General features: G+C 41.2%; 16 protein-coding genes and 1 pseudogene. 16 read left to right on the forward strand and 1 reads right to left on the reverse strand.

Annotated features, from left to right (window positions below):
- Window positions 1-529: 529 nt before the first annotated feature.
- Complete coding sequence (locus ACFSRY_RS10140) at window positions 530-1,759, reverse strand: HD domain-containing protein (protein WP_377506395.1); 1,230 nt, start codon at window positions 1,757-1,759, stop codon at window positions 530-532.
- 288 nt (window positions 1,760-2,047) lie between these two features.
- Between ACFSRY_RS10140 and porX the strand changes: the two genes are divergently transcribed.
- The 16 genes and pseudogenes from porX to neuC all read left to right on the forward strand — a co-directional run bounded on the left by porX (window position 2,048) and on the right by neuC (window position 20,191).
- The gene (gene porX, locus ACFSRY_RS10145) at window positions 2,048-3,610 is read left to right on the forward strand and encodes a T9SS response regulator signal transducer PorX (protein WP_377506398.1); all 1,563 of its coding nucleotides are present in this window, start codon (window positions 2,048-2,050) and stop codon (window positions 3,608-3,610) included.
- Window positions 3,603-4,049, forward strand: coding sequence for a tRNA (adenosine(37)-N6)-threonylcarbamoyltransferase complex ATPase subunit type 1 TsaE (tsaE, locus tag ACFSRY_RS10150; protein WP_377506401.1), 447 nt, complete (start codon window positions 3,603-3,605; stop codon window positions 4,047-4,049). The genes porX and tsaE overlap by 8 nt, the downstream gene beginning before the upstream one ends.
- Window position 4,050: 1 nt before the next feature.
- A complete protein-coding gene (locus tag ACFSRY_RS10155; protein ID WP_377506405.1) occupies window positions 4,051-5,277 on the forward strand; it encodes an alanine dehydrogenase in 1,227 nt (408 codons plus the stop codon).
- A 647-nt stretch (window positions 5,278-5,924) separates the two neighbouring features.
- A complete protein-coding gene (locus ACFSRY_RS10160; protein ID WP_377506408.1) occupies window positions 5,925-6,716 on the forward strand; it encodes a polysaccharide biosynthesis/export family protein in 792 nt (263 codons plus the stop codon).
- Window positions 6,717-6,742: 26 nt separating this feature from the next.
- Window positions 6,743-9,076, forward strand: coding sequence for a GumC family protein (locus ACFSRY_RS10165; protein WP_377506411.1), 2,334 nt, complete (start codon window positions 6,743-6,745; stop codon window positions 9,074-9,076).
- Between the two features lie 90 nt (window positions 9,077-9,166).
- Window positions 9,167-10,453: a Vi polysaccharide biosynthesis UDP-N-acetylglucosamine C-6 dehydrogenase TviB gene (tviB, locus tag ACFSRY_RS10170; RefSeq protein WP_377506414.1), complete on the forward strand. Its 1,287-nt coding sequence runs from the start codon at window positions 9,167-9,169 to the stop codon at window positions 10,451-10,453.
- A gap of 108 nt (window positions 10,454-10,561) precedes the next feature.
- Window positions 10,562-11,554 carry an SDR family oxidoreductase gene (locus ACFSRY_RS10175; protein WP_377506417.1) on the forward strand — a complete coding sequence of 331 codons (993 nt, stop codon included), beginning with the start codon at window positions 10,562-10,564 and terminating at the stop codon, window positions 11,552-11,554.
- 44 nt (window positions 11,555-11,598) lie between these two features.
- Window positions 11,599-12,080 (forward strand): annotated as a pseudogene (locus tag ACFSRY_RS10180) (GDP-mannose 4,6-dehydratase).
- A 54-nt stretch (window positions 12,081-12,134) separates the two neighbouring features.
- On the forward strand, window positions 12,135-13,016 hold the full coding sequence (gene rfbA / locus ACFSRY_RS10185) for a glucose-1-phosphate thymidylyltransferase RfbA (RefSeq protein ID WP_377506420.1): 882 nt from the start codon (window positions 12,135-12,137) through the stop codon (window positions 13,014-13,016).
- A 59-nt stretch (window positions 13,017-13,075) separates the two neighbouring features.
- Entirely contained in the window at window positions 13,076-13,996 is a 921-nt protein-coding gene (locus ACFSRY_RS10190) for an NAD-dependent epimerase/dehydratase family protein (protein WP_377506423.1), read from the forward strand.
- A 50-nt stretch (window positions 13,997-14,046) separates the two neighbouring features.
- Entirely contained in the window at window positions 14,047-15,234 is a 1,188-nt protein-coding gene (locus tag ACFSRY_RS10195; protein ID WP_377506426.1) for a UDP-N-acetylglucosamine 4,6-dehydratase, read from the forward strand.
- Window positions 15,234-16,376: a LegC family aminotransferase gene (locus ACFSRY_RS10200; protein WP_377506429.1), complete on the forward strand. Its 1,143-nt coding sequence runs from the start codon at window positions 15,234-15,236 to the stop codon at window positions 16,374-16,376. Before ACFSRY_RS10195 ends, ACFSRY_RS10200 begins: the two co-directional genes overlap by 1 nt.
- Window positions 16,377-16,413: 37 nt before the next feature.
- The gene (locus tag ACFSRY_RS10205) at window positions 16,414-16,929 is read left to right on the forward strand and encodes a GNAT family N-acetyltransferase (protein WP_377506432.1); all 516 of its coding nucleotides are present in this window, start codon (window positions 16,414-16,416) and stop codon (window positions 16,927-16,929) included.
- Window positions 16,922-18,001, forward strand: coding sequence for a GNAT family N-acetyltransferase (locus ACFSRY_RS10210; protein ID WP_377506435.1), 1,080 nt, complete (start codon window positions 16,922-16,924; stop codon window positions 17,999-18,001). The genes ACFSRY_RS10205 and ACFSRY_RS10210 overlap by 8 nt, the downstream gene beginning before the upstream one ends.
- Complete coding sequence (gene neuB / locus ACFSRY_RS10215; RefSeq protein ID WP_377506438.1) at window positions 18,001-19,008, forward strand: N-acetylneuraminate synthase; 1,008 nt, start codon at window positions 18,001-18,003, stop codon at window positions 19,006-19,008. Before ACFSRY_RS10210 ends, neuB begins: the two co-directional genes overlap by 1 nt.
- 58 nt (window positions 19,009-19,066) lie before the next feature.
- On the forward strand, window positions 19,067-20,191 hold the full coding sequence (gene neuC / locus ACFSRY_RS10220) for a UDP-N-acetylglucosamine 2-epimerase (RefSeq protein ID WP_377506441.1): 1,125 nt from the start codon (window positions 19,067-19,069) through the stop codon (window positions 20,189-20,191).
- The last annotated feature ends 31 nt before the right edge of the window (window positions 20,192-20,222 follow it).

Consider the following 20,222-nt stretch of genomic DNA (forward strand, 5'->3'; position numbering starts at 1 on the left):
TACAAAACCAGTAGCTCTTCCCCTAACTTCACTCATCATCTTATCCAAGGTTACCTCGACACGGGGGAGATACCTGTAAGTACTGTTCAGCCTTTTGGGAAGAAGCACTACCGGAAGGATGTCCCTAGATACCGCCATATCACCAGGTGTATGTTGTTCGATTCCAGTTACCTTCCGGCAGCAGGCTTTTTAAGTACGAATTGTATTCTAGTAGATCTTGGTAAAGATATGAGTTCGATAGAATAAGCCTATGCTATGTAAGGGAGTAATAACGCCTTCTTTTATAGCAATAGCTTTGGTCGGGTGCACCAACGACGATTTTCTGTTTAAGCGTTCAGCGAGTGGGGGTAGGGGCCCTCGATAAACAAAATTGTCTTGATTCTTTTGCTTACTTTTCTCATCAAGGAGAAAAGTAAGGCCCAGCCGGCGAGGCGAAAGCTTGTTAAAAGCAGTTAAACTTCATTAATCATGATGCATAGGTAAAGAGAGAATATCCCATTATAAATCTCCGACAGGGGTAATGATAAACTCAATGCGCCGCTTCTTTCGGATAACACACATAGTACTTCTCCACTTTATAGCTCAAAGCCCTGATGTTAGGCAGGTCAGAGGCCTCGGCTACGTCTATGACATAACCGGACTTAGTGAGCATGTCTATGGTTTGTCCCTCCACGTCGTAGGCGTTGTTGCCTATTTTCCCGGAGATCATCAGGTATTTTATGTTTTCTTCTGATACTTTAAACTTGTCCTGCACCAGCTCCTGAATGCCTAGTAGCAGTTCTTTATCAATAGGTTTGTTAGAAATTACAACCTTAAACAGCTTACGGTTCAGGATGCTGTTGGCTAAGAAAGAAAGTATTTTGTCGGAATGGGAAGCCCATTGTTTAATGCCACTCCATATATCATGGTCATCCAAGCTTACGAACCGCTCGAGAATGCTGCTGTCTTGCTGGAAGTTCTGCATCGTGAGGTCAGAAGCGAGGAAGAACTTGAGGCAGGGGCTAGCCGGTACGTCTGTGCCTTGTTGTAGTAGTTGGCGGGCACGCTGTACCACCCGCAGTACCATGTTTTCGGCACTGATCACTGTTTTGTGCAGGTAAACCTGCCAGTACATCAGGCGGCGGCTTACCAGGAAGTTCTCTATACTATAAACCCCCTTTTCCTCTACCACCAGCTTGTCGTTGGCTACGTCCAGCATTTTTATGATACGGTCTGCACCAATCTTGCCTTCGTATACACCAGTGTAGAAGCTGTCGCGGTTCAGGTAATCGAGGCGGTCCACGTCCAGCTGACTCGAAACTAACTGGTGGAAAAACTTACGCTCGTAATTTCCGGTAAATATATCTATGGCCAAACTCAATCTGCCGTCGAATTGTTCGTTAAGCAGGTGCATGATATGGAGCGACAGGTGCTCGTGGTGCACATTCTTAAAAATAGCAGTTTCGAGGGCGTGCGAGAAAGGGCCGTGGCCAATGTCGTGCAGTAAAATGGCAATAAGGGAGGCCTCGAATTCTTTATCAGAAATTTCGTTATTTTTACTTCTTAAAGTATTCAAGGCTGTATTCATCAGGTGCATCGCACCCAGTGCATGATGAAAACGCGTATGCAAGGCCCCTGGGTACACCATCTCTGTCAGACCCAGCTGTTTTATGCGGCGGAGGCGCTGAAAATAGGGATGATCGATGATATCGAAAATAAGATCAGTGGGAACGGTGATAAAACCGTAAACAGGGTCGTTGAATATTTTTTTCTTGTTCATTAGAACCAGAGATTTAGGTTTGATGGTTTTATTGTTGTACAGTTAATAATCTCCTATGGCGCGAGCGTCCTCGCTCGTGACGTACTATAGCGGGGCCTCCGGCCCTCTGTACGTAAGGAGAATGATTTCTGTACCTGAGTGAATGTCAAGTTCCTCCGGGAATGAAGACTTTACAGTAAAATAAGCCTGGCCAGAGGCCCAAACTATAACAGACACGAGCGAGGACGCTCGCGCCATATGATGCTAATATAAACCAGCAACTATAAGAACTACCAAACAGATAAAACTATGCAAAGATATAATATTTTATGGGCTGATGATGAGATCGATCTTCTCAAGCCACACATTCTTTTCCTGGAAGATCGCGGCTACGATATCACGCCTGTAAACAGTGGAACCGATGCGATTGAAGAGTTCAAGGAAAAGAGCTTCGATATTGTGTTCCTCGATGAGAACATGCCCGGTATCAGCGGTCTGGAGACCCTGAACGAGTTAAAGGCCATGCGTCCTTCGGTGCCGGTAATCATGATTACCAAGAGCGAGGAGGAGCATATCATGGAGGAGGCCATTGGTTCCAAGATATCAGACTACCTTATCAAGCCACTTAACCCAAACCAGATCCTGCTTTCCGTTAAAAAGATCCTGGAAAACAAGCGCCTGGTGTCCGAGAAGACAAACATGAGCTATCAGCGCGATTTCAGACAACTGGGAATGGCCTTTGGGGAGCGCCTGAGCCAGCAGGAGTGGGCGGATATTTACAAGAAGCTTGTTTTCTGGGAGTTGGAGATTGACGAGACGGAAAACAAAAGTATGGCCGACGTGATCAACATGCAGAAGGATGAGGCGAACTCAAACTTTGCCAAGTTTATCATGGACAACTACGAAGACTGGATCAATAAGGAAAGTGACGATGCCCCGTTGATGTCGCACCAGTTGTTTAAAGAGCGGGTGTTCCCGATCATGAAGGAGACGGAGCGCCCGGTGTATTTTGTGCTTATAGACAACCTGCGCTACGACCAGTGGAAGGTACTGGAGCCGCTTATCTCGGAGTATTTCACCGTGGATTCGGAGGAGATGTTCTATTCTATACTTCCTACCACCACGGCCTACGCCCGTAATGCCATCTTCTCGGGAATGCTGCCAACAGAAATTGCTAAGAAATACCCGAATATGTGGGTGTATGATGACGAGGACGAGGGAAAGAACCTGAATGAATCAGACTTCCTGGATATACAGTTTCAGCAGAATAAGGTACCCGACAAGCACAGTTACCATAAGATCACCAACGTGCAGGCAGGGCGCGACCTGCTGAACAAGTTCAGTAACCTGGATAATAACAAGCTGAACGTGATTGTGTATAACTTTGTGGATATGCTCTCGCATGCCCGTACCGATAGCAACATGGTGCGCGAACTGGCGCCGGATGAGTCCGCTTACCGCTCTATCACCAAATCCTGGTTCCTGCACTCACCGCTATATGATACTTTAAAAGCTATTGCTGATAAAAAAGGAAAGCTGATCATCACGACAGACCACGGCACTATCCGGGTAAAAAGGCCATTTAAGATCATCGGTGACAGAAATACGAACACCAACCTGCGCTACAAGCATGGTAAGAACCTGGGCTACACGGATAAAGATGTTTTTACGGTGCGTAAGCCGGAGCGATTTTACTTGCCAAAAGCCAATGTTTCTACTACGTTTGTATTTGCAATAGAGGATTACTTCTTTGCGTACCCTAACAACTATAATTACTACGTGAATTATTACAAAGACACTTTCCAGCATGGAGGCGTCTCGTTAGAGGAGGTTATCATACCGTTTATAACGCTTACACCTAAAAATGCATAGTACAGGAGTAGAAAGAGCACAAATTACGATGTCGTCGTTGGCTGACCTGCCGGCGGCGGCTTCTGTGCTTATAGAGGAGGCGGCGCAGGAGCCTATCATACTTTTCGAAGGACCGATGGGGGCTGGCAAAACCACGCTGATCAAAGAATTCTGTCGCCAGCTGGGTGTGAAGGACAATGTGAGCAGTCCTACTTTCTCGCTGGTGAACGAGTATGAAGGGGTAAACGGGAAACTAATTTACCATTTTGACTTTTATAGGATAAATACAGAGCGCGAGGCAGTGGATATCGGGGCGCTGGAGTACTTTGATTCAGGCAAGATATGCCTGATTGAATGGCCTTCTATGATCCCAAATTTACTGCCCGAGCACTATTTGCTTGTAACACTGCAGCCTGATGCCGAGGGCAGGGTGCGCACCATGACCGTAAACCAGGTATAGTATGGCCGAAAGATATGCTGTTGATTTAGGGAAACTGGCTACCAGTCCCGCTCTTTACCCGAAAGAGTCGATGATGGCCGTTGAAGAACGTCGCCGTAGCCTTTCTATCGGAATACCTAAAGAGTCCTCCTTTCAGGAGAACCGCATCGGGTTAACTCCTGATGCAGTAAAACAGCTCACGGATCACGGGCACCGCATCCGCATTGAAGCAGGAGCAGGTGGTCCGTCTAAATACTCCGATAACGAATATTCCGAGGCAGGCGCCAAGATCGTTTATTCCCCGGAAGAAGTATATGAGGCCGATATTATTCTAAAGATAGCCCCACCTACCTACGACGAAATAGACTACCTTCGTCCGGGCCAGACGCTTATCTCCGCTCTGCACTTTGGGAATTTAACAGCAGACTACATCAACGCCCTGCTCCGCAAGAAGATCAATGCCATGTCTTTTGAGCTTCTTCGTGATAAATCGGAAGCCAAACCGGTAGTAAGAGCCATGAGTGAGATAGCTGGTAGTACGGTAATGCTTATTGCAGCGGAATACCTGAGCAGTAGTGCGGATGGCAAAGGTGTTATTTTAGGTGGTATCACAGGGGTGCCACCAAGCAAAGTGGTGATACTTGGTGCGGGTACCGTGGCAGAATATGCCGCCAGGGCTGCCTTGGGGCTAGGTGCGGAAGTGAAGGTTTTTGATAATCACATCTACAAGCTCCGCCGCCTGAAGCACAACATCGGTTCCCAGATATTTACATCTACGCTTGATAAAGCCGTTTTATACCCCGAGATAAAGCAGTCGGATGTAGTGATTGGTGCGCTCGTCTCTGATGAAGGACAGGTGCCATGTATGGTAGAGGAAAGCGTAGTGGCGCAGATGAATCCCGGTTCCATCATCATCGACGTTTGCATCGACCAGGGCGGCTGCTTCGAAACCTCCGAAATGACCTCCCATTCACGGCCTATCTTTCGCAAGTATGATATTATTCACTACTGTGTGCCGAATATTCCTTCGCGTGTTCCTCGTACTGCTACACAGGCGCTAAGCAACATCTTTATGCCTATCTTCAATGAGTTTTCGAAGTATGGCGGGATAAATGAAGTTCTTTTTATGAATGAGCATTACCGTAGCGGGGTGTATATTTATAAGGGTAGCCTAACTAATTCGCATGTTGCCAGGAAATTTGGGATGCGGTATAAGGAGTTGGGGTTGATGATTGCTGTGAGGAATTAAGTTTATTTTCTTTCATCTCGACGAAAGGAGAGATCTTATTAGAACTCTTAAAGATCTGCTATTCTTCTTAGTTGCTGTTTCATCCTGCTATTCATACTAGCTGCAGCTGTATCCTCAGTCTTACTAGCCTTTCTGTTTCATCTTTTGCTTTGGTTCGCTCCAAGCCCGCGAGGGCTCGTCTTCCCGCATCGCGCTGTGTTCCCTTCCTTTGCTACCCTTCGGTCGCAATGCCTTACGGCACCGGAATCTCACAAGGCGCTCAACGGAAAGACTGGGATCAGTTCGATAGCTTCTGCCTTTGCTATAGGTCTGCTATGTAAAGAGAATAAGTCCCCCTTTGAAGTCGCAGATCCCGTACTTGATTCGGGAGTGGGTAGGGGGGATGATTACACCTGTGCCATGAAACTCCTGCTGCCACAGTGGCAATAGCAGGCTCCCCTCCTTGGCTAAGGAGGGGTAGGGGTGGTTGGACCCGGTGCTGCAATTCAAGTCCTTTCCCCTTCACTAAACCACCTGTTAATCTTGTGTTTTTTGACTCCCAAACTGATTTTCTTGTATTCAAACCATTTGTTCAGACATTTTTTGTAATTTTGAAAAATGGATGCGGCTAGCGATAGCTGTGTTTGATGATATCACCCTTGAATAGAATGAAAATAAAAATCGTATACCTGTTGGGTATAGTGCTTCTTTCCTCCTGTGCTTCTTTAAAGCCAAGAGATATTGTGTACTTCAGTAATTTGCCGCAACAGGAGCTGCTTACGGAGCAGATTGAAAATGCAAAAGAACCTGTTATCAAGCCAGGAGATTTGCTGACCATTACTGTAACAAGCCTGGATCAGAAATCAAATGTACTTTTCAACCAGGGTTTCATAATGACAGGTGAAGGCGGAGCTGGTATGATGAGACAGGGAACAGGAGACTCTAACGAAGGATATTTAGTAGATGAAGAAGGGAATATAGAATTTCCGGTTTTAGGGAGAATAAATCTTACTGGTTTAACTAAGGAACAGGCTATGGCGAAAATTAAGGCTGATTTGCATAGCTATGTGGAAAATCCTATCGTTAAAGTGCGGCAGGCTAACTTTCGCTTTACAGTTTTAGGTGAAGTAGGAAGCCCATCCATCATAACAGTGCCTACTGACAAAGACAATGTGACCATACTGGAAGCTATGGGTATGGTAGGAGACATGACGATCTACGGGAAAAGAGAAAACGTGCTGGTAATAAGGGAAGAGGATGGTGTGAGAACAATGGCCCGGCTGAATCTGAATAAAGTAGATGTTTTTAGTTCACCTTACTTCTATCTGAAGCAGAACGATGTGGTGTATGTGGAGCCTGATAAAGCGAAAATAGCCGGTACAAGCATTATTCGCCGTAACTGGGGCTTTGCTGTTGGGTTAGTGTCTACGGCCATTCTACTGGTTTCTCTATTTAAATAATATTTCACTCTCAGGAGATAGTATAAATGACAGAGTTAGAGTTTCAAGACTCCGAATCGGAATCAATTGATGTAAAAGGCCTGCTGCAAAAGTACCTGCGTTACTGGTATCTTTTTGTAGTTGGTGTTGTTTTAAGTTTAACTGTAGCTTACTTATATCTGCGTTATGCTACACCACTTTATAGTGTGAGCAGTACTCTCTTGGTGAAGGATGACCAGCAGGGAGCTAATATACTTTTCAGTGATTTAGCTATGCTACAAAACACAAAGAGCATGGAGAATGAGATCATTGTTTTAAAGTCAAGGACCTTAATGCAACGGGTTTTAAACGAACTATCTTTGAACACAAGTTACTTTGTTGATGGTCGTGTAAAAAGTATTGAACTATACGGACAAAACCTGCCAATCCAGATTATTACTAGGAAACTGGATTCTACAGCCTTAAGCAAGACTTTAACTTTTCATATCAAAGATGAAAACTCCTTTGAGTTGGATGATAATGTGGAGAGTGCAACATACCAGTTCGGTAAACAAATAAATAAGCCTTATGGTAGCTTTACTGTAGTTGCTACGCCTGGTGCCTCTGTTAGAGGAAAAACAATAACAGTTATATTTCAGGACAACAGAAAGCTGTCAGATTACTATAATAGCAAGTTAACTATAGCACCTTATAACAAGAGTGCTAGCGTATTGGTGTTAGCTTTGGTAGATCCGGTACCGGAAAAGGCAAAAGACATCATCAACAAATTGATAGAAGTCTACATGGAGGAAGGAGTAGAAGACAAAAAACAATTAGCCTCCAGTACTATTCAATTTGTCGATGAAAGACTTGAATATCTTACAGAAGAGTTGACAGCTGTTGAAAAAGATGTGGAGCAATATAAGAAGGAAAATCAACTTACGGATGTTACGGCAGCAGCTGGTTTAGCTGTTTCAAATGAGGATGCGTATAGAAAACAGTTAGCAGATCTTGCTATTCAAATAGATGTATTAGAGTCAATAGAAAACTACTTAAGTAAAAAAGGTGGCAAATATGAGTTGATTCCAACGAGTCTTAGTATAGCTGATCCTACCTTAGGAGGCCTTATTGAAAATTTTAACCAGCTGCAGTTAGAACGGCAGCGACTTTTACAAACAGCCAAACCTGAAAACCCACTAGTAAAAAATATTAACGAGCAGTTGGCCAACCTTCAGGAAAACATACTAGAAAATCTTCGCAGTGTGAGGAAGGGCTTGACCATATCCCAAAATAATTTGCTTGCAAGCGCTTCTCAATTCAAGTCAAAGATACAGCAGGTGCCTACACTTGAGCGCGAGATGCTTGAGATCAGCAGGCAGCAGGGCATAAAATCAGAGCTTTATTTGTACCTGTTACAAAAAAGAGAAGAAGCTGCAATTTCTTTGGCAGCTACTGTGTCTAATTCACGTGTCATAGATCCTGCCACAACTGGTGATGGACCTGTTGAGCCAAAGCCGCAAATGATCTACTTGATCGCTTTACTTGTAGGCCTGGCGGTCCCTTTTGCAGGTATAACCATTACAGATCTGCTAAATGATAAGGTACAGTTGGTAAAAGATGTAGAGAAGTTAACACCTACGCCTATACTTGGTGAATTAAACTATAGTGCCACTACAGAGACCATAGTTGTAAAGAAAGACAGCAGAACCCCTATTGCTGAGCAGTTCCGGCTTATTCGTTCTAACCTGCAGTTTGCCACTATTGGTAAAGAGAATAGGGTGATATTGGTTACATCCAGCATGACAGGTGAGGGAAAGACCTTCTTTAGTATTAACCTTGCCACCAGCCTAGCTCTTACAGGAAAGAAAGTAGTGGTAGTAGGTTTCGACCTTCGTAAGCCTAAGCTAACACAGGGGCTTAATCTTCCAAATGATATTGGTATTACGAATTACCTGATTTCTGATAATACAGCTGTAGAGGAAATACTAAAGGAAGTACCTGGAGCTTCTGGTATGTATGTGGTTGGTGTAGGTCCGATTCCTCCTAATCCGGGTGAGTTGATGGTGATGCCAAAAATTGGTGTGCTGATTGATCAGCTGAAAGAGACCTTTGATCATGTGGTCATCGATACGGCTCCAGTTGGCCAAGTGGCAGATGCTTTTGCCCTGGCACCTTACATTGATTCCAGTATTTACCTGGTACGTTATAATTATACCAGCAAATCTCAATTGGCTATTGTAGATGATATATACAGGAGTAGGAAATTAAAGCACCCGATGATCGTATTAAATGGAGCCCAAAAGAATAATACCTACGGCTATGGTTATGGCTATGGTTACGGCTATGGTGAAGATGAGAAGAAAAGCGGTTGGAGTAACTTGAAGAAGAAGGTAAGCGTATGATGCCTTTGGTTTAGGCTTAGTGATTTAATCTCTAAGTCTTCTGAAGCTCCTCTTAATTTAAAATATACAGAAATACTAGATTCAAAAGAAATGGGAAATGCTAAAATTGCCGTAATTGGACTAGGATATGTTGGGCTACCGCTTGCCGTGGAGTTTGCCAAGAAGTACAAGACCTTCGGATTTGATATAAATGCCCAGAGAATCGGTGAGCTCCAGGAAGGGAGGGACCTGACGCTGGAAGTGTCGGAAGACGACTTGAATGCGGTGCTGACAAATGACTGCAGCACTCCAGTTGGCTTGTACTGCACGAACCAACTGGAACGCATCGAAGGCTGTAACTTCTACATCATCACCGTGCCCACCCCTGTTGATAAATACAACCGCCCGGACCTCACACCGCTTTACAAGGCCAGCGAGACAGTTGGTAAGGTGCTGAAGCAGGGAGATATCGTGGTATACGAGTCTACGGTATATCCAGGCGTGACAGAGGAGGAGTGCGTGCCTGTGCTGGAGAGGGTTTCGGGGTTGAAATTCAACGTAGACTTCTTCGCCGGCTACTCACCGGAGCGGATCAATCCGGGCGACAAAGAACACACCGTTGCTAAGATACTGAAGATCACCTCCGGCTCCACACCAGAGGCGGCAGAGAGAGTGGACCAGCTGTACAAGTCGGTGATCATTGCCGGCACCCATAAAGCCACCACCATTAAAGTAGCGGAAGCTGCAAAGGTCATTGAGAATGCGCAGCGCGACATTAACATTGCCTTTGTGAACGAACTAGCCAAGATCTTCAACCGGCTGGGCATCGATACAGAGGAGGTGCTGCAGGCGGCTGGCACGAAGTGGAACTTCCTCAAGTTCAAGCCGGGCCTGGTGGGCGGGCACTGCATTGGCGTGGATCCTTATTACCTGGCGCAAAAGGCGCAGGAGGTGGGGTATCACCCGGAGATCATCCTGGCCGGACGCCGCCTGAATGACGGCATGGGGGAGTATGTGGCCCATGAGGTAGTGAAGCTCATGGTCAAGAAGGATATCCCGGTGAAAGGGGCAAACATCCTGGTGCTGGGCATCACCTTCAAAGAGAACTGCCCGGACGTGCGCAACACCAAAGTGGTGGATATTCTGCACACCCTGAAGGACTACAACACCAACATCACCATCTGCGACCCATGGGCGGAGCCGGCGGAGGTGAAACACGAGTACGGCTGGGACTCTGTGAAAGAGCTTGAGAGCGCGAAGGAGTATGACGCCGTTATCCTCGCCGTGTCTCATGATGAATTCAAGGAGCTTGACCTGAGCAGGCTTTGCAAAGAGAACGCGGTGATCTACGATGTGAAGGGTGTCCTTCCAAAAGAACTCGCCGACGCAAGGCTGTAACTACCAATTCAAACTCACCTCCTTGGTTAAGTCTAAGATTCCGGACGTGCTTCGGAAGAGGGATAGAAGAGGTTTTGCCCGCTCCTAAGCTACTCAACAAAATAAACTATGTACAATACCCCCTACCATACTGAAGACCTCAGCCAGTCTAGTTTCCTTATAACCGGAGGAGCCGGCTTTATTGGTTCTAATATCGTAGAATACCTGCTGAAGTATGGAGCAAAGAAGGTACGGATACTAGATGATTTCTCTACAGGGTCTCATGCGAATATAGATGAATTCAAAGCTAATCCAGCTTTTGAACTGCTAGAAGGAGACATTAGAGACCTGGAAACCTGCAGGAAAGCCTTAGAAGGTATAGACTTTGTTTCACATCAGGCAGCCTTAGGCTCTGTACCGCGTTCCATCAACGACCCCATCACCAGTAATGATGTTAACATCAGTGGCTTCCTGAACATGCTGATGGCTGCTCGTGATTCCGGTGTGAAGCGAATGGTGTATGCTGCCAGTTCAAGCACCTATGGAGATCATCTTGGGTTACCTAAAGTGGAAGATCAGATTGGAAAACCACTTTCTCCATATGCTATCACCAAGTATGTAAATGAGTTGTATGGGGATGTATTTTCTAAAACATACGGCTTCCATACAATTGGTCTGCGCTACTTTAACGTGTTCGGGCCAAAGCAAAATCCGAAAGGGCCATATGCTGCTGTTATTCCTTTGTTTATTGAGGCTGCTATAAAAGGAGAAGCACCTTATATTAATGGCGATGGGGAGACAAGCAGGGATTTTACCTTTGTTGAAAATGCAGTGCAGGCGAATGTTAAAGCATTGTTTGCTGGTGAAGTTGCAAAGCATGAAGTTGTAAACATTGCGTTTGCAGAAAGAACTACGCTTAACCAACTGTGGAATAGAATAACAGACATTGCGGGTATAGATCTAGCTCCTGAATATAAGGAAGAGCGAAAAGGTGATGTGAGGCATAGCTTAGCAGATATCAAGAAAGCTTATAGATTATTTGGTTATGCTCCGGCATATTCTGTATTGGATGGATTAGAGATTGCTTTCTATTGGTATAAGCAAAACATCAACAAAAATTAAATCTAAAGTAGGAAGACGAAATTGATTTGTTCAGCAACAGTCGGATGAATATATTAATTACTGGTGGAGCAGGTTTAACTGATTACCATGTGGTGCGTCTGTTTGTAGAAAAAAATCCACACTACCAGATCTTCAACTTAGATAAACTCAACTACGCGAGCAACCCGGAGGACCTAAAGGTTACAGTAGGTAAAAATTATTACACTTTTCTGAAAGAGGATATTGTAGATGCTGAATTCATTAATGGCATCTTCTATGAATTTCAGTTTAATGCTGTATTCACCTGAAAACTGATTCATACGTAGATGGTTCTATCGCTGAACCATTGGGTTTCGTACGAACGAATGTGATCGGAACAGTAAACCTGCTTGACTCTGCAAAGCAGCATTGGCAGGTGCAGATGAAAGATAAACTATTTTGCCACATTGCCTGGTGCCAAAGCATAGCTACGGCTTGCCAATCAAGATATACAATTGCTCCAACAACTACGGCCCAAATTGCTAGCCGGAAACGCAAAGTGACTTGAGCCTGTAATTTTAGAATAATATAAAAGCTATTACAACGGACAACATTCAGATAGATGAAAGGAATTATATTAGCAGGAGGGTCAGGAACACGATTATATCCTATAACGAAAGGTGTATCAAAACAATTACTTAATGTTTATGATAAACCTATGATTTATTACCCGTTGTCAGTACTTATGCTGGCCGGAATCAAAAAAATTCTAATTATCTCAACTCCTGATGATTTACCAAATTTTGAAAAGCTTTTAGGAGATGGAAGAGAGTTGGGAATGGAATTCTGTTACAAGGAACAGCCAAGTCCTGATGGATTAGCCCAAGCGTTTATTCTCGGTGAAGAATTTATAGGAAAAGATGATGTTTGTCTGATACTTGGAGATAATATTTTTTACGGTCATGGATTAAAAGCTATACTCAATGAATCTGTCAAAAATGTACAGGAAACAGGTAAAGCAACTGTTTTTGGATATTATGTTAATGACCCCACCAGTTATGGAGTTGTTGAATTTGATAAGAACGGGAGCGTAATAAGTTTAGAAGAAAAACCTGCAGCGCCCAAAGGCAATCATGCAGTTGTTGGTTTATATTTTTACCCCAATTCAGTAGTTGAGATAGCAAAAGAAGTGAAACCAAGTGATCGTGGGGAACTTGAAATAACGTCTATTAATGAAGCTTTTTTAAGGGAAGGAAAACTTAAAGTGGAATTGATGCACAGAGGCTTTGCCTGGTTGGACACAGGAACACATGAATCAATGCTGGAAGCTTCTAATTTTATCCATACAATTGAGAAGCGCCAGGGATTAAAGGTTGCCTGTCTTGAAGAGATTGCTTATGATAAGGGGTATATATCACGAGAAGAACTTGTTGAACTGGCGAAACCATTATTAAAAAATGAATATGGCCAATACTTATTAAAGCGAGCAGAGAATAAGTATTGATAAGTTAAGTTGAATCAATAAAAGGATTATCCTCTAATAATTCTAGAAAAATCAAGTCAATGAACATTTTAATTTTAGGCGGGAATGGTTTTATAGGTTCTCATCTTACAGAAGCTTTAAGAACTGAGCATAACGTAACCGTTTTTGATAGATCTCCCAACAGGTTTGTGCAGGAGTGTGAAGGCGTGGAATATATTTATGGTGACTTCAATAATGCTTCGGAACTTAAAAGATGTTTAAAGGGAAAGGACATAGTTTATCATTTACTTAGCACAACTGTTCCGTTAACAGCAAACAATGATCCTGTACATGATGTTCAGTCAAACTTGATAGGAACAATCAATCTTCTTGATGCTGTAAGTGAAAGTAATGTTAGCCGTTTTATTTATACCTCTTCAGGAGGAACAGTATATGGTAATCCTGAATATGTACCTATAGATGAAAAGCATCCATGTAACCCAATAGGATCTTATGGTATTATAAAACTTACTATAGAGAAGTACATAAAAATGTATTCTCAAAAAAATAATTTTACTTATCTGATAGCCCGCCCTTCAAATCCCTACGGACCCAGACAAAATTTTAAAGGTGACCAAGGTCTTATTTCAAACTATTTGTATAAAGGGTTGATTAAGGGAGAATTTGTAATTTGGGGAGATGGATCAGCTATCCGGGATTATATTTACATAAATGACTTAGTTGATTTTCTAAAAATAGCAGGCCTTAGCAGCAAATCAGGAATTTTTAATGTTGGAAGTGGAAAAGGGAGAAGCATTAAGGAAATTATTGAATTTCTAAACGAAATTATCGAAGAACACCCAGTTTTAAAATATGCTGAAAAGAATAGGTATTTCGTAGAAGAGGTTGTGCTTAATATTGAATTTGTAGAAGAAGAATTTCAATGGAGTCCAAAAATATCTATGAAAGAAGGGCTTAAATTACATAGTACGTGGATGAAGTCGCTAGATATTAAAGAGTAGAAGGATTAGCTTCAAGAGGAAACAATTGAATATTTTGTAAATGTAATTATATGGATGTACTACAACTGATTGGCAGAAATGAAAGATTATTCGAGCACGATATTAAAAACCACGAAGAAATATTAGCCAATAAAATTTCAAGTTCTTCTTTTCTTATTTTAGGTGGAGCTGGATCAATAGGCCAGGCAGTAACAAAAGAAATTTTTAAAAGAAGACCACTGAAGCTTCATGTTGTAGATATAAGTGAAAACAATATGGTGGAGCTGGTAAGAGATATACGTAGTTCATTTGGATATATTGACGGAGAGTTCAAAACTTTTGCTTTGGACATAGGATCCATCGAATATGAAGCCTTTATTGAAAAGGATGAGCAGTACGATTATGTCCTTAATCTTTCGGCTTTGAAACATGTAAGGAGTGAGAAGGATCCTTATACTTTAATGAGGATGATTGATGTGAATGTTTTTAATACTGATAAAACTCTTTTACAGGCTATTAAAAATAATACTAAAAAATATTTTTGTGTTTCCACAGATAAAGCGGCTAATCCTGTAAATATGATGGGAGCCTCAAAACGCATTATGGAGATGTTCCTGATGCGAAGAAGCAAAGAAATAAATATTTCAACTGCGCGATTTGCCAATGTTGCATTTTCAGACGGATCTTTATTACATGGCTTCAACCAAAGAATTCAAAAGAAGCAGCCAATTGTTGCTCCTACCGATGTTAAAAGATATTTCGTTACTCCTCAGGAAAGTGGGGAGCTGTGCCTTATGTCTTGTATATTTGGGGAAAATAGAGATGTTTTTTTTCCTAAATTAAGCGAGGCTCTACATCTTATTTCTTTTGCAGATATAGCAGTTAAATACTTAGAACAGCTAGGATATGTGCCACACCTGTGCGAAACTGAGAAGGAGGCCCGGGAATTGATAAAAACACTTCCAACGCAAATGAAGTGGCCCTGCTTTTTTACAAAAAGTGACACTACAGGCGAAAAGGATTTCGAAGAATTCTATACCTATAATGAGGTATTGGATATGGAGAGATTTGAAAATTTGGGAGTTATAAAAAATAATCTAAATGTTGAAGAAGACAAGCTCATTTTGTTTGAAGAGCGCATTAAAGAATTAAGAGAATCCAGGAGTTGGAATAAGGAGGAAATTGTAGAATTGTTCCATTTAATGATCCCCAATTTTGGACACAAAGAAACAGGTAAATACTTAGACTCCAAAATGTAATGCAAAAAGCAGAAGAAACTATTTCCTTCATAAGAGATCATTTTAAAAGCAAAGGATTTATTCCCCTCCACGAACCAAGTTTCACGGGTAATGAAAAGGATTATGTGCTTCAAACAATAGAATCCACTTTTGTTTCTTCGGTTGGTGCGTTTGTAGATCGCTTTGAAGAGATGATGCAGACTCTCACCCAGACCCGTAGAGCTGTAGCAGTTGTTAATGGTACCTCTGGGCTTCAGGTAGCATTACGATTAGCAGGAGTTAAGGCAGGGGATGAAGTATTGACTCAGGCTCTTACATTTGTTGCTACTGCTAATGCAATAGCATACAATGGTGCAAGGCCTGTATTTTTAGATGTTGATCTGGAAACAATGGGTTTATCTCCAGAAGCCGTTAAAGATTTTCTAATTGAATTTGGTGAGGTAAGGGAACAGGGGTGTTATAATAAAAAAACAGGAAATCGTATCTCCGCCTGCTTACCCATGCATACTTTTGGCTTCCCTGTGAAAATAAGGGAACTGGTAGAGTTATGTGATGAATGGAAAATTCCTATAGTAGAGGACGCTGCAGAGTCTTTAGGTAGTACAGCAGAGGGAATACCCACGGGTAAATTTGGGAAATTGGGAGTTTTCTCCTTCAACGGAAACAAGATTGTTACCAGCGGTGGTGGAGGTGCAATAGTTACAGATGATCTTATCATAGGTGAGAAAGCCAAATTTCTTACCACCACCGCAAAGCAGCCTCATACCTATGAATATGTCCATACCGAACTAGGCTACAATTACCGAATGCCAAACATAAATGCTGCTTTAGCATGCGCTCAATTAGAAAGCCTGGAGCATTTCCTCAAGAAGAAAAGAGAGTTAGCAACGAGTTATCAAATTTTTTTTAATTCCATTAACTATAAATTTCGGACTGAGACGGAAGGTACAAGAGTTAATTATTGGTTAATGTGCCTGGAATTGGAAAACCGAAAAGAGAGGGATGCGTTCCTTAAATTCACTAATGATAGCAAAGTTATGACACGGCCTATCTGGCAATTAATGTATAAATTACCTATGTATGAGAATTGTTTGCGGGATAGGCAGGAAAACGCAAAGTACCTGGAAGATAGAATCGTAAATATTCCCAGTAGTGTAAATTAAATCCTCCCTCTGAGGTACTAATAAAGTATTCCATTTTATGGACATATATTTAAGAGCGCTAGAAATCACAGATTACAAAGTAACTTCTTCTTGGCGAAATGATCCTGAAGTAACAGATATGTTGGCCGGCAATGTATATCCGACATCGCCTGATAGGGAGAAAAATTGGATTGAGGAAGTTATCATGAACGACAGAGTAAATATCAGGCTTGGTGTAGTTCTAAAGGAAAGTAATAAATTAATTGGTATGGTTAATCTGGTCAATATAGAATGGATCAACAGGAATGCAGAATTTTCTATACTGATAGGAGATAAATTAGAGTGGGGTAAAGGCTACGGAAAACAAGCTACAGCAGAGATGTTGAAATTTGGTTTTTGGGAACGTAATCTGGAGAGGATCTACTTATTAGTCGATGTTGAACATCAGAATGCAATATCAATTTACGAGAAATTAGGTTTTAAAAAAGAAGGCCTATTGAGGAGACATCATTTTAGGAAAGGAAAGTATAGAGATGTTTTTATTTATTCAATATTAAAAGAAGAATATGTATAAGAGTATTGAATTGGATTTAAGTAATTCTAAGGAATGGCAGGAACATTTAGATCGAATTCCAGAATCTAATAAAGATATTTATTACTCTCCAAATTACTACAGGCTGTACGAAGATTTAGGTGATGGAACAGCTAAATGTTTCGTTGTTACAAATGGAGATGAAGTGGCGCTTTATCCATTTTTAATGAATTCTGTTGAAGGTTATAATTTAAAGGAGGATTATGTAGATATACAGGGTGCATATGGTTATAATGGGACCATTTACACTTCCTTAAATGAAGAATTGATCAAGGAATTTGATAAAGCATTTGCCATATACTGTTCAGATAAAAAAGTTCTTGCCGAATTTACCAGGTTTCATCCGATCTTAGAAAATAAAGAATTTTCCAAAACAAGGATGAAGGTAACAGATGACAGGGAAACAGTTTATCTCAATTTAGAACAGGAAATTGATGAATTATGGCAGGATCAATTTTCTTCACAAATAAGAAATAAGATAAGAAAAGCTATTAAAAAGAATTATTCATCGGAGGTTTTAACCAATCCTTCTCCGGATGATATTGAAATTTTCATTGCAATTTACAATGAAAACATGCGTATGGTTGGTGCTGATGAGTATTTCTTTTTTAATGAACAGTATTTCCGGGATACCTTTAAATATCTTAGTTCTAACTCTTATCTGTTGAACATTAAAGATGAAGAGGGGAACATTATAAGTTCAACCATCCTATTTAAATATGGTAAATTTTTTCACTATCATCTCTCTGGCAGAACAGAAGACGCAATAAGCTGGGCGAGTAATTATTTGTATAGTGAATCTATAAATCTTGCCAAGAAATTGGGGGCAGAAGTTTACCATTTTGGAGGGGGGAGAACCCCTGCACCTGATGATTCTTTACTGAGATTTAAAAAAGGTTTTTCAAAAACCTCTTCAATTTTCTCCCTAGGTAAAAAAATTTATTTTCCTGAGATATATAGTTCTATTGAAAAGAAATGGAACGAGGAAAATCCGAACCTGGAAGAAAAGTACAGAAAATTTCTTCTAAAGTACAGAATTAAAAAAGACTTATAATGGAGAAAGTTTTGATTATTGCAGAAGCAGGAGTTAACCATAATGGGGACTTGAACCAAGCTAAAAGGTTGATTGATGCGGCCAAGGATGCAGGTGCTGATTACGTTAAGTTTCAAACTTTTAAAACTGAATTAAGTGTTTCCAGAAATGCAAAAAAAGCAGAATACCAGATTCTAAATTCTGGTGATAATGTAGAAAGTCAGTTCGAAATGCTAAAGAAACTGGAGCTTTCTGAAGAAGCGCATCATGAATTAATAAGCTATTGCAAAGCAAAGGGAATAAAATTTTTTTCAACAGGATTTGATTTTAAAAGCCTTCATTTTTTAAAATCTTTAGGATTAGAAGTTGCAAAAGTCCCTTCAGGAGAACTAGTGAACCTTCCCTATTTAAGAATTGTTGCAAAAAATTTTCCTCAAATAATTCTTTCCACCGGCATGGGAGACATGGAAGAAGTAAGAGCCGCCTACAACATTTTGATCGAAAATGGAACGAAGCATGAAAATATTACCATTTTGCATTGCAATACAGAATACCCCACTCCTATGGAGGATGTGAATTTAAGAGCTATGAATGCTATAAAGGAGGAACTAGGTGTTAAGGTTGGATATTCTGATCACACATTAGGAATTGAGGTTCCTATTGCCGCAGTAGCGCTGGGGGCAACCGTGATTGAAAAACATTTCACTTTGGATAGAAACCTTCCCGGTCCAGACCACAGGGCATCTCTTGAACCGGAAGAACTAAAAGCAATGGTGACCGCTATACGGAATGTAGAAAAGGCAATTTCAGGGTCAGGAAGAAAAGAGCCATCCTCCTCAGAAAAGAAGAACAAAGCCATAGTTAGAAAAAGCATAGTTGCGGCAGAGGATATCAAAGAAGGGGAATTGTTTTCAGAAGAAAATCTAACTATCAAACGTCCCGCTGGAGGGATAAGCCCCAGAAAATGGGATGAGGTAATTGGTACGGAAGCAAAAAGAGATTATAAAAAAGATGATCAGATATGTTAAAGGGTTTGTGTCATCACCGGTACCCAAGCAAAATACTTGATAATCTTTCAACAAAGAAATGATAAAAATTGGTGTATTAACTAGTTCACGGTCAGATTTTGGGGTATACCTACCTTTGTTAAATAGAATGAAAGCTGATGAGGAGATTAGCTTCTCTATTATTGCCTTTGGTACACATATATCAAAATTTCACGGTAACACAGTTGATGAAATACTTGAACAGGGATTTGAAGTGCAGTATAAACTGCCTACACTTCTAACAGATGACAGTGAAGAAGGAATTTCTTCTTCAACTGCATTATGTGCTCTCAAATTTTCTTCTTTTTGGGCGACTTATAAAGATAGGTTTGATTTTGTTTTTTGCCTTGGGGATAGATTTGAAATGTTTGCAGCTGTATCGGCAGGTGTACCTTTTGGAATAAAGTTCGTCCATTTTTGTGGAGGAGATGTTAGCCTTGGAGCTATCGATAATGTTTATAGAGACTGCTTAACAAGGTTTTCTTCCATTCACTTCCCAACCACAACCACATGTGCTGAAAGAGTCAATAAATTAAAAAATGAAGATGAACCTGTAAAAGCAGTTGGTTTATTGAGCTTAGATGATATTGACAACCTCGAGCTTTTAACTTTAGAAGAATTCAAAGATAAGTGGGGAATAGATTTGGCTATTCCTTCTATCTTAGTCACTTTTCATCCTGAAACAATAGGGTCTGAAAAAAATATAAAATATTCGCAAGTTATTTATGAAACATTGTTAGAGTTGGGTGAAGATTACCAGCTGATAGTAACAATGCCCAATGCTGATACAGAAGGATATTTATTTAGAGAAATATTCTACCAGATAAAAAGTTTACTGCCGGAGAAAGTGATTCTCATCGAGAATTTTGGAAGAACTTCCTATTTTACTTGTATGAAGTATAGCAGGTTATTGATAGGAAATTCTTCAAGTGGAATTTCTGAGGCTGCATCTTTTAATAAATATGCAATCAATATAGGATCTCGGCAGAAAGGAAGGGAAACAGGTCCAAACACTTTCAATGTAGATTTTGATACAGCAGAAATTTTAGCATTGGCTGTCAAGGTACTCAGAGATCCAGTCTTTGAAGGAGAAAATATCTATAGAAAAGCTGGAGGAGTAGATGAAATCATAAAAACGATAAAACATCTAATATTAAACGGCTAGCATTAATGTACTGCAGCTCTTATTTCAAAAA

It is taken from the genome of Pontibacter locisalis (assembly GCF_042684605.1).
In the GTDB taxonomy this organism is placed as follows: Bacteria; Bacteroidota; Bacteroidia; order Cytophagales; family Hymenobacteraceae; genus Pontibacter; species Pontibacter locisalis.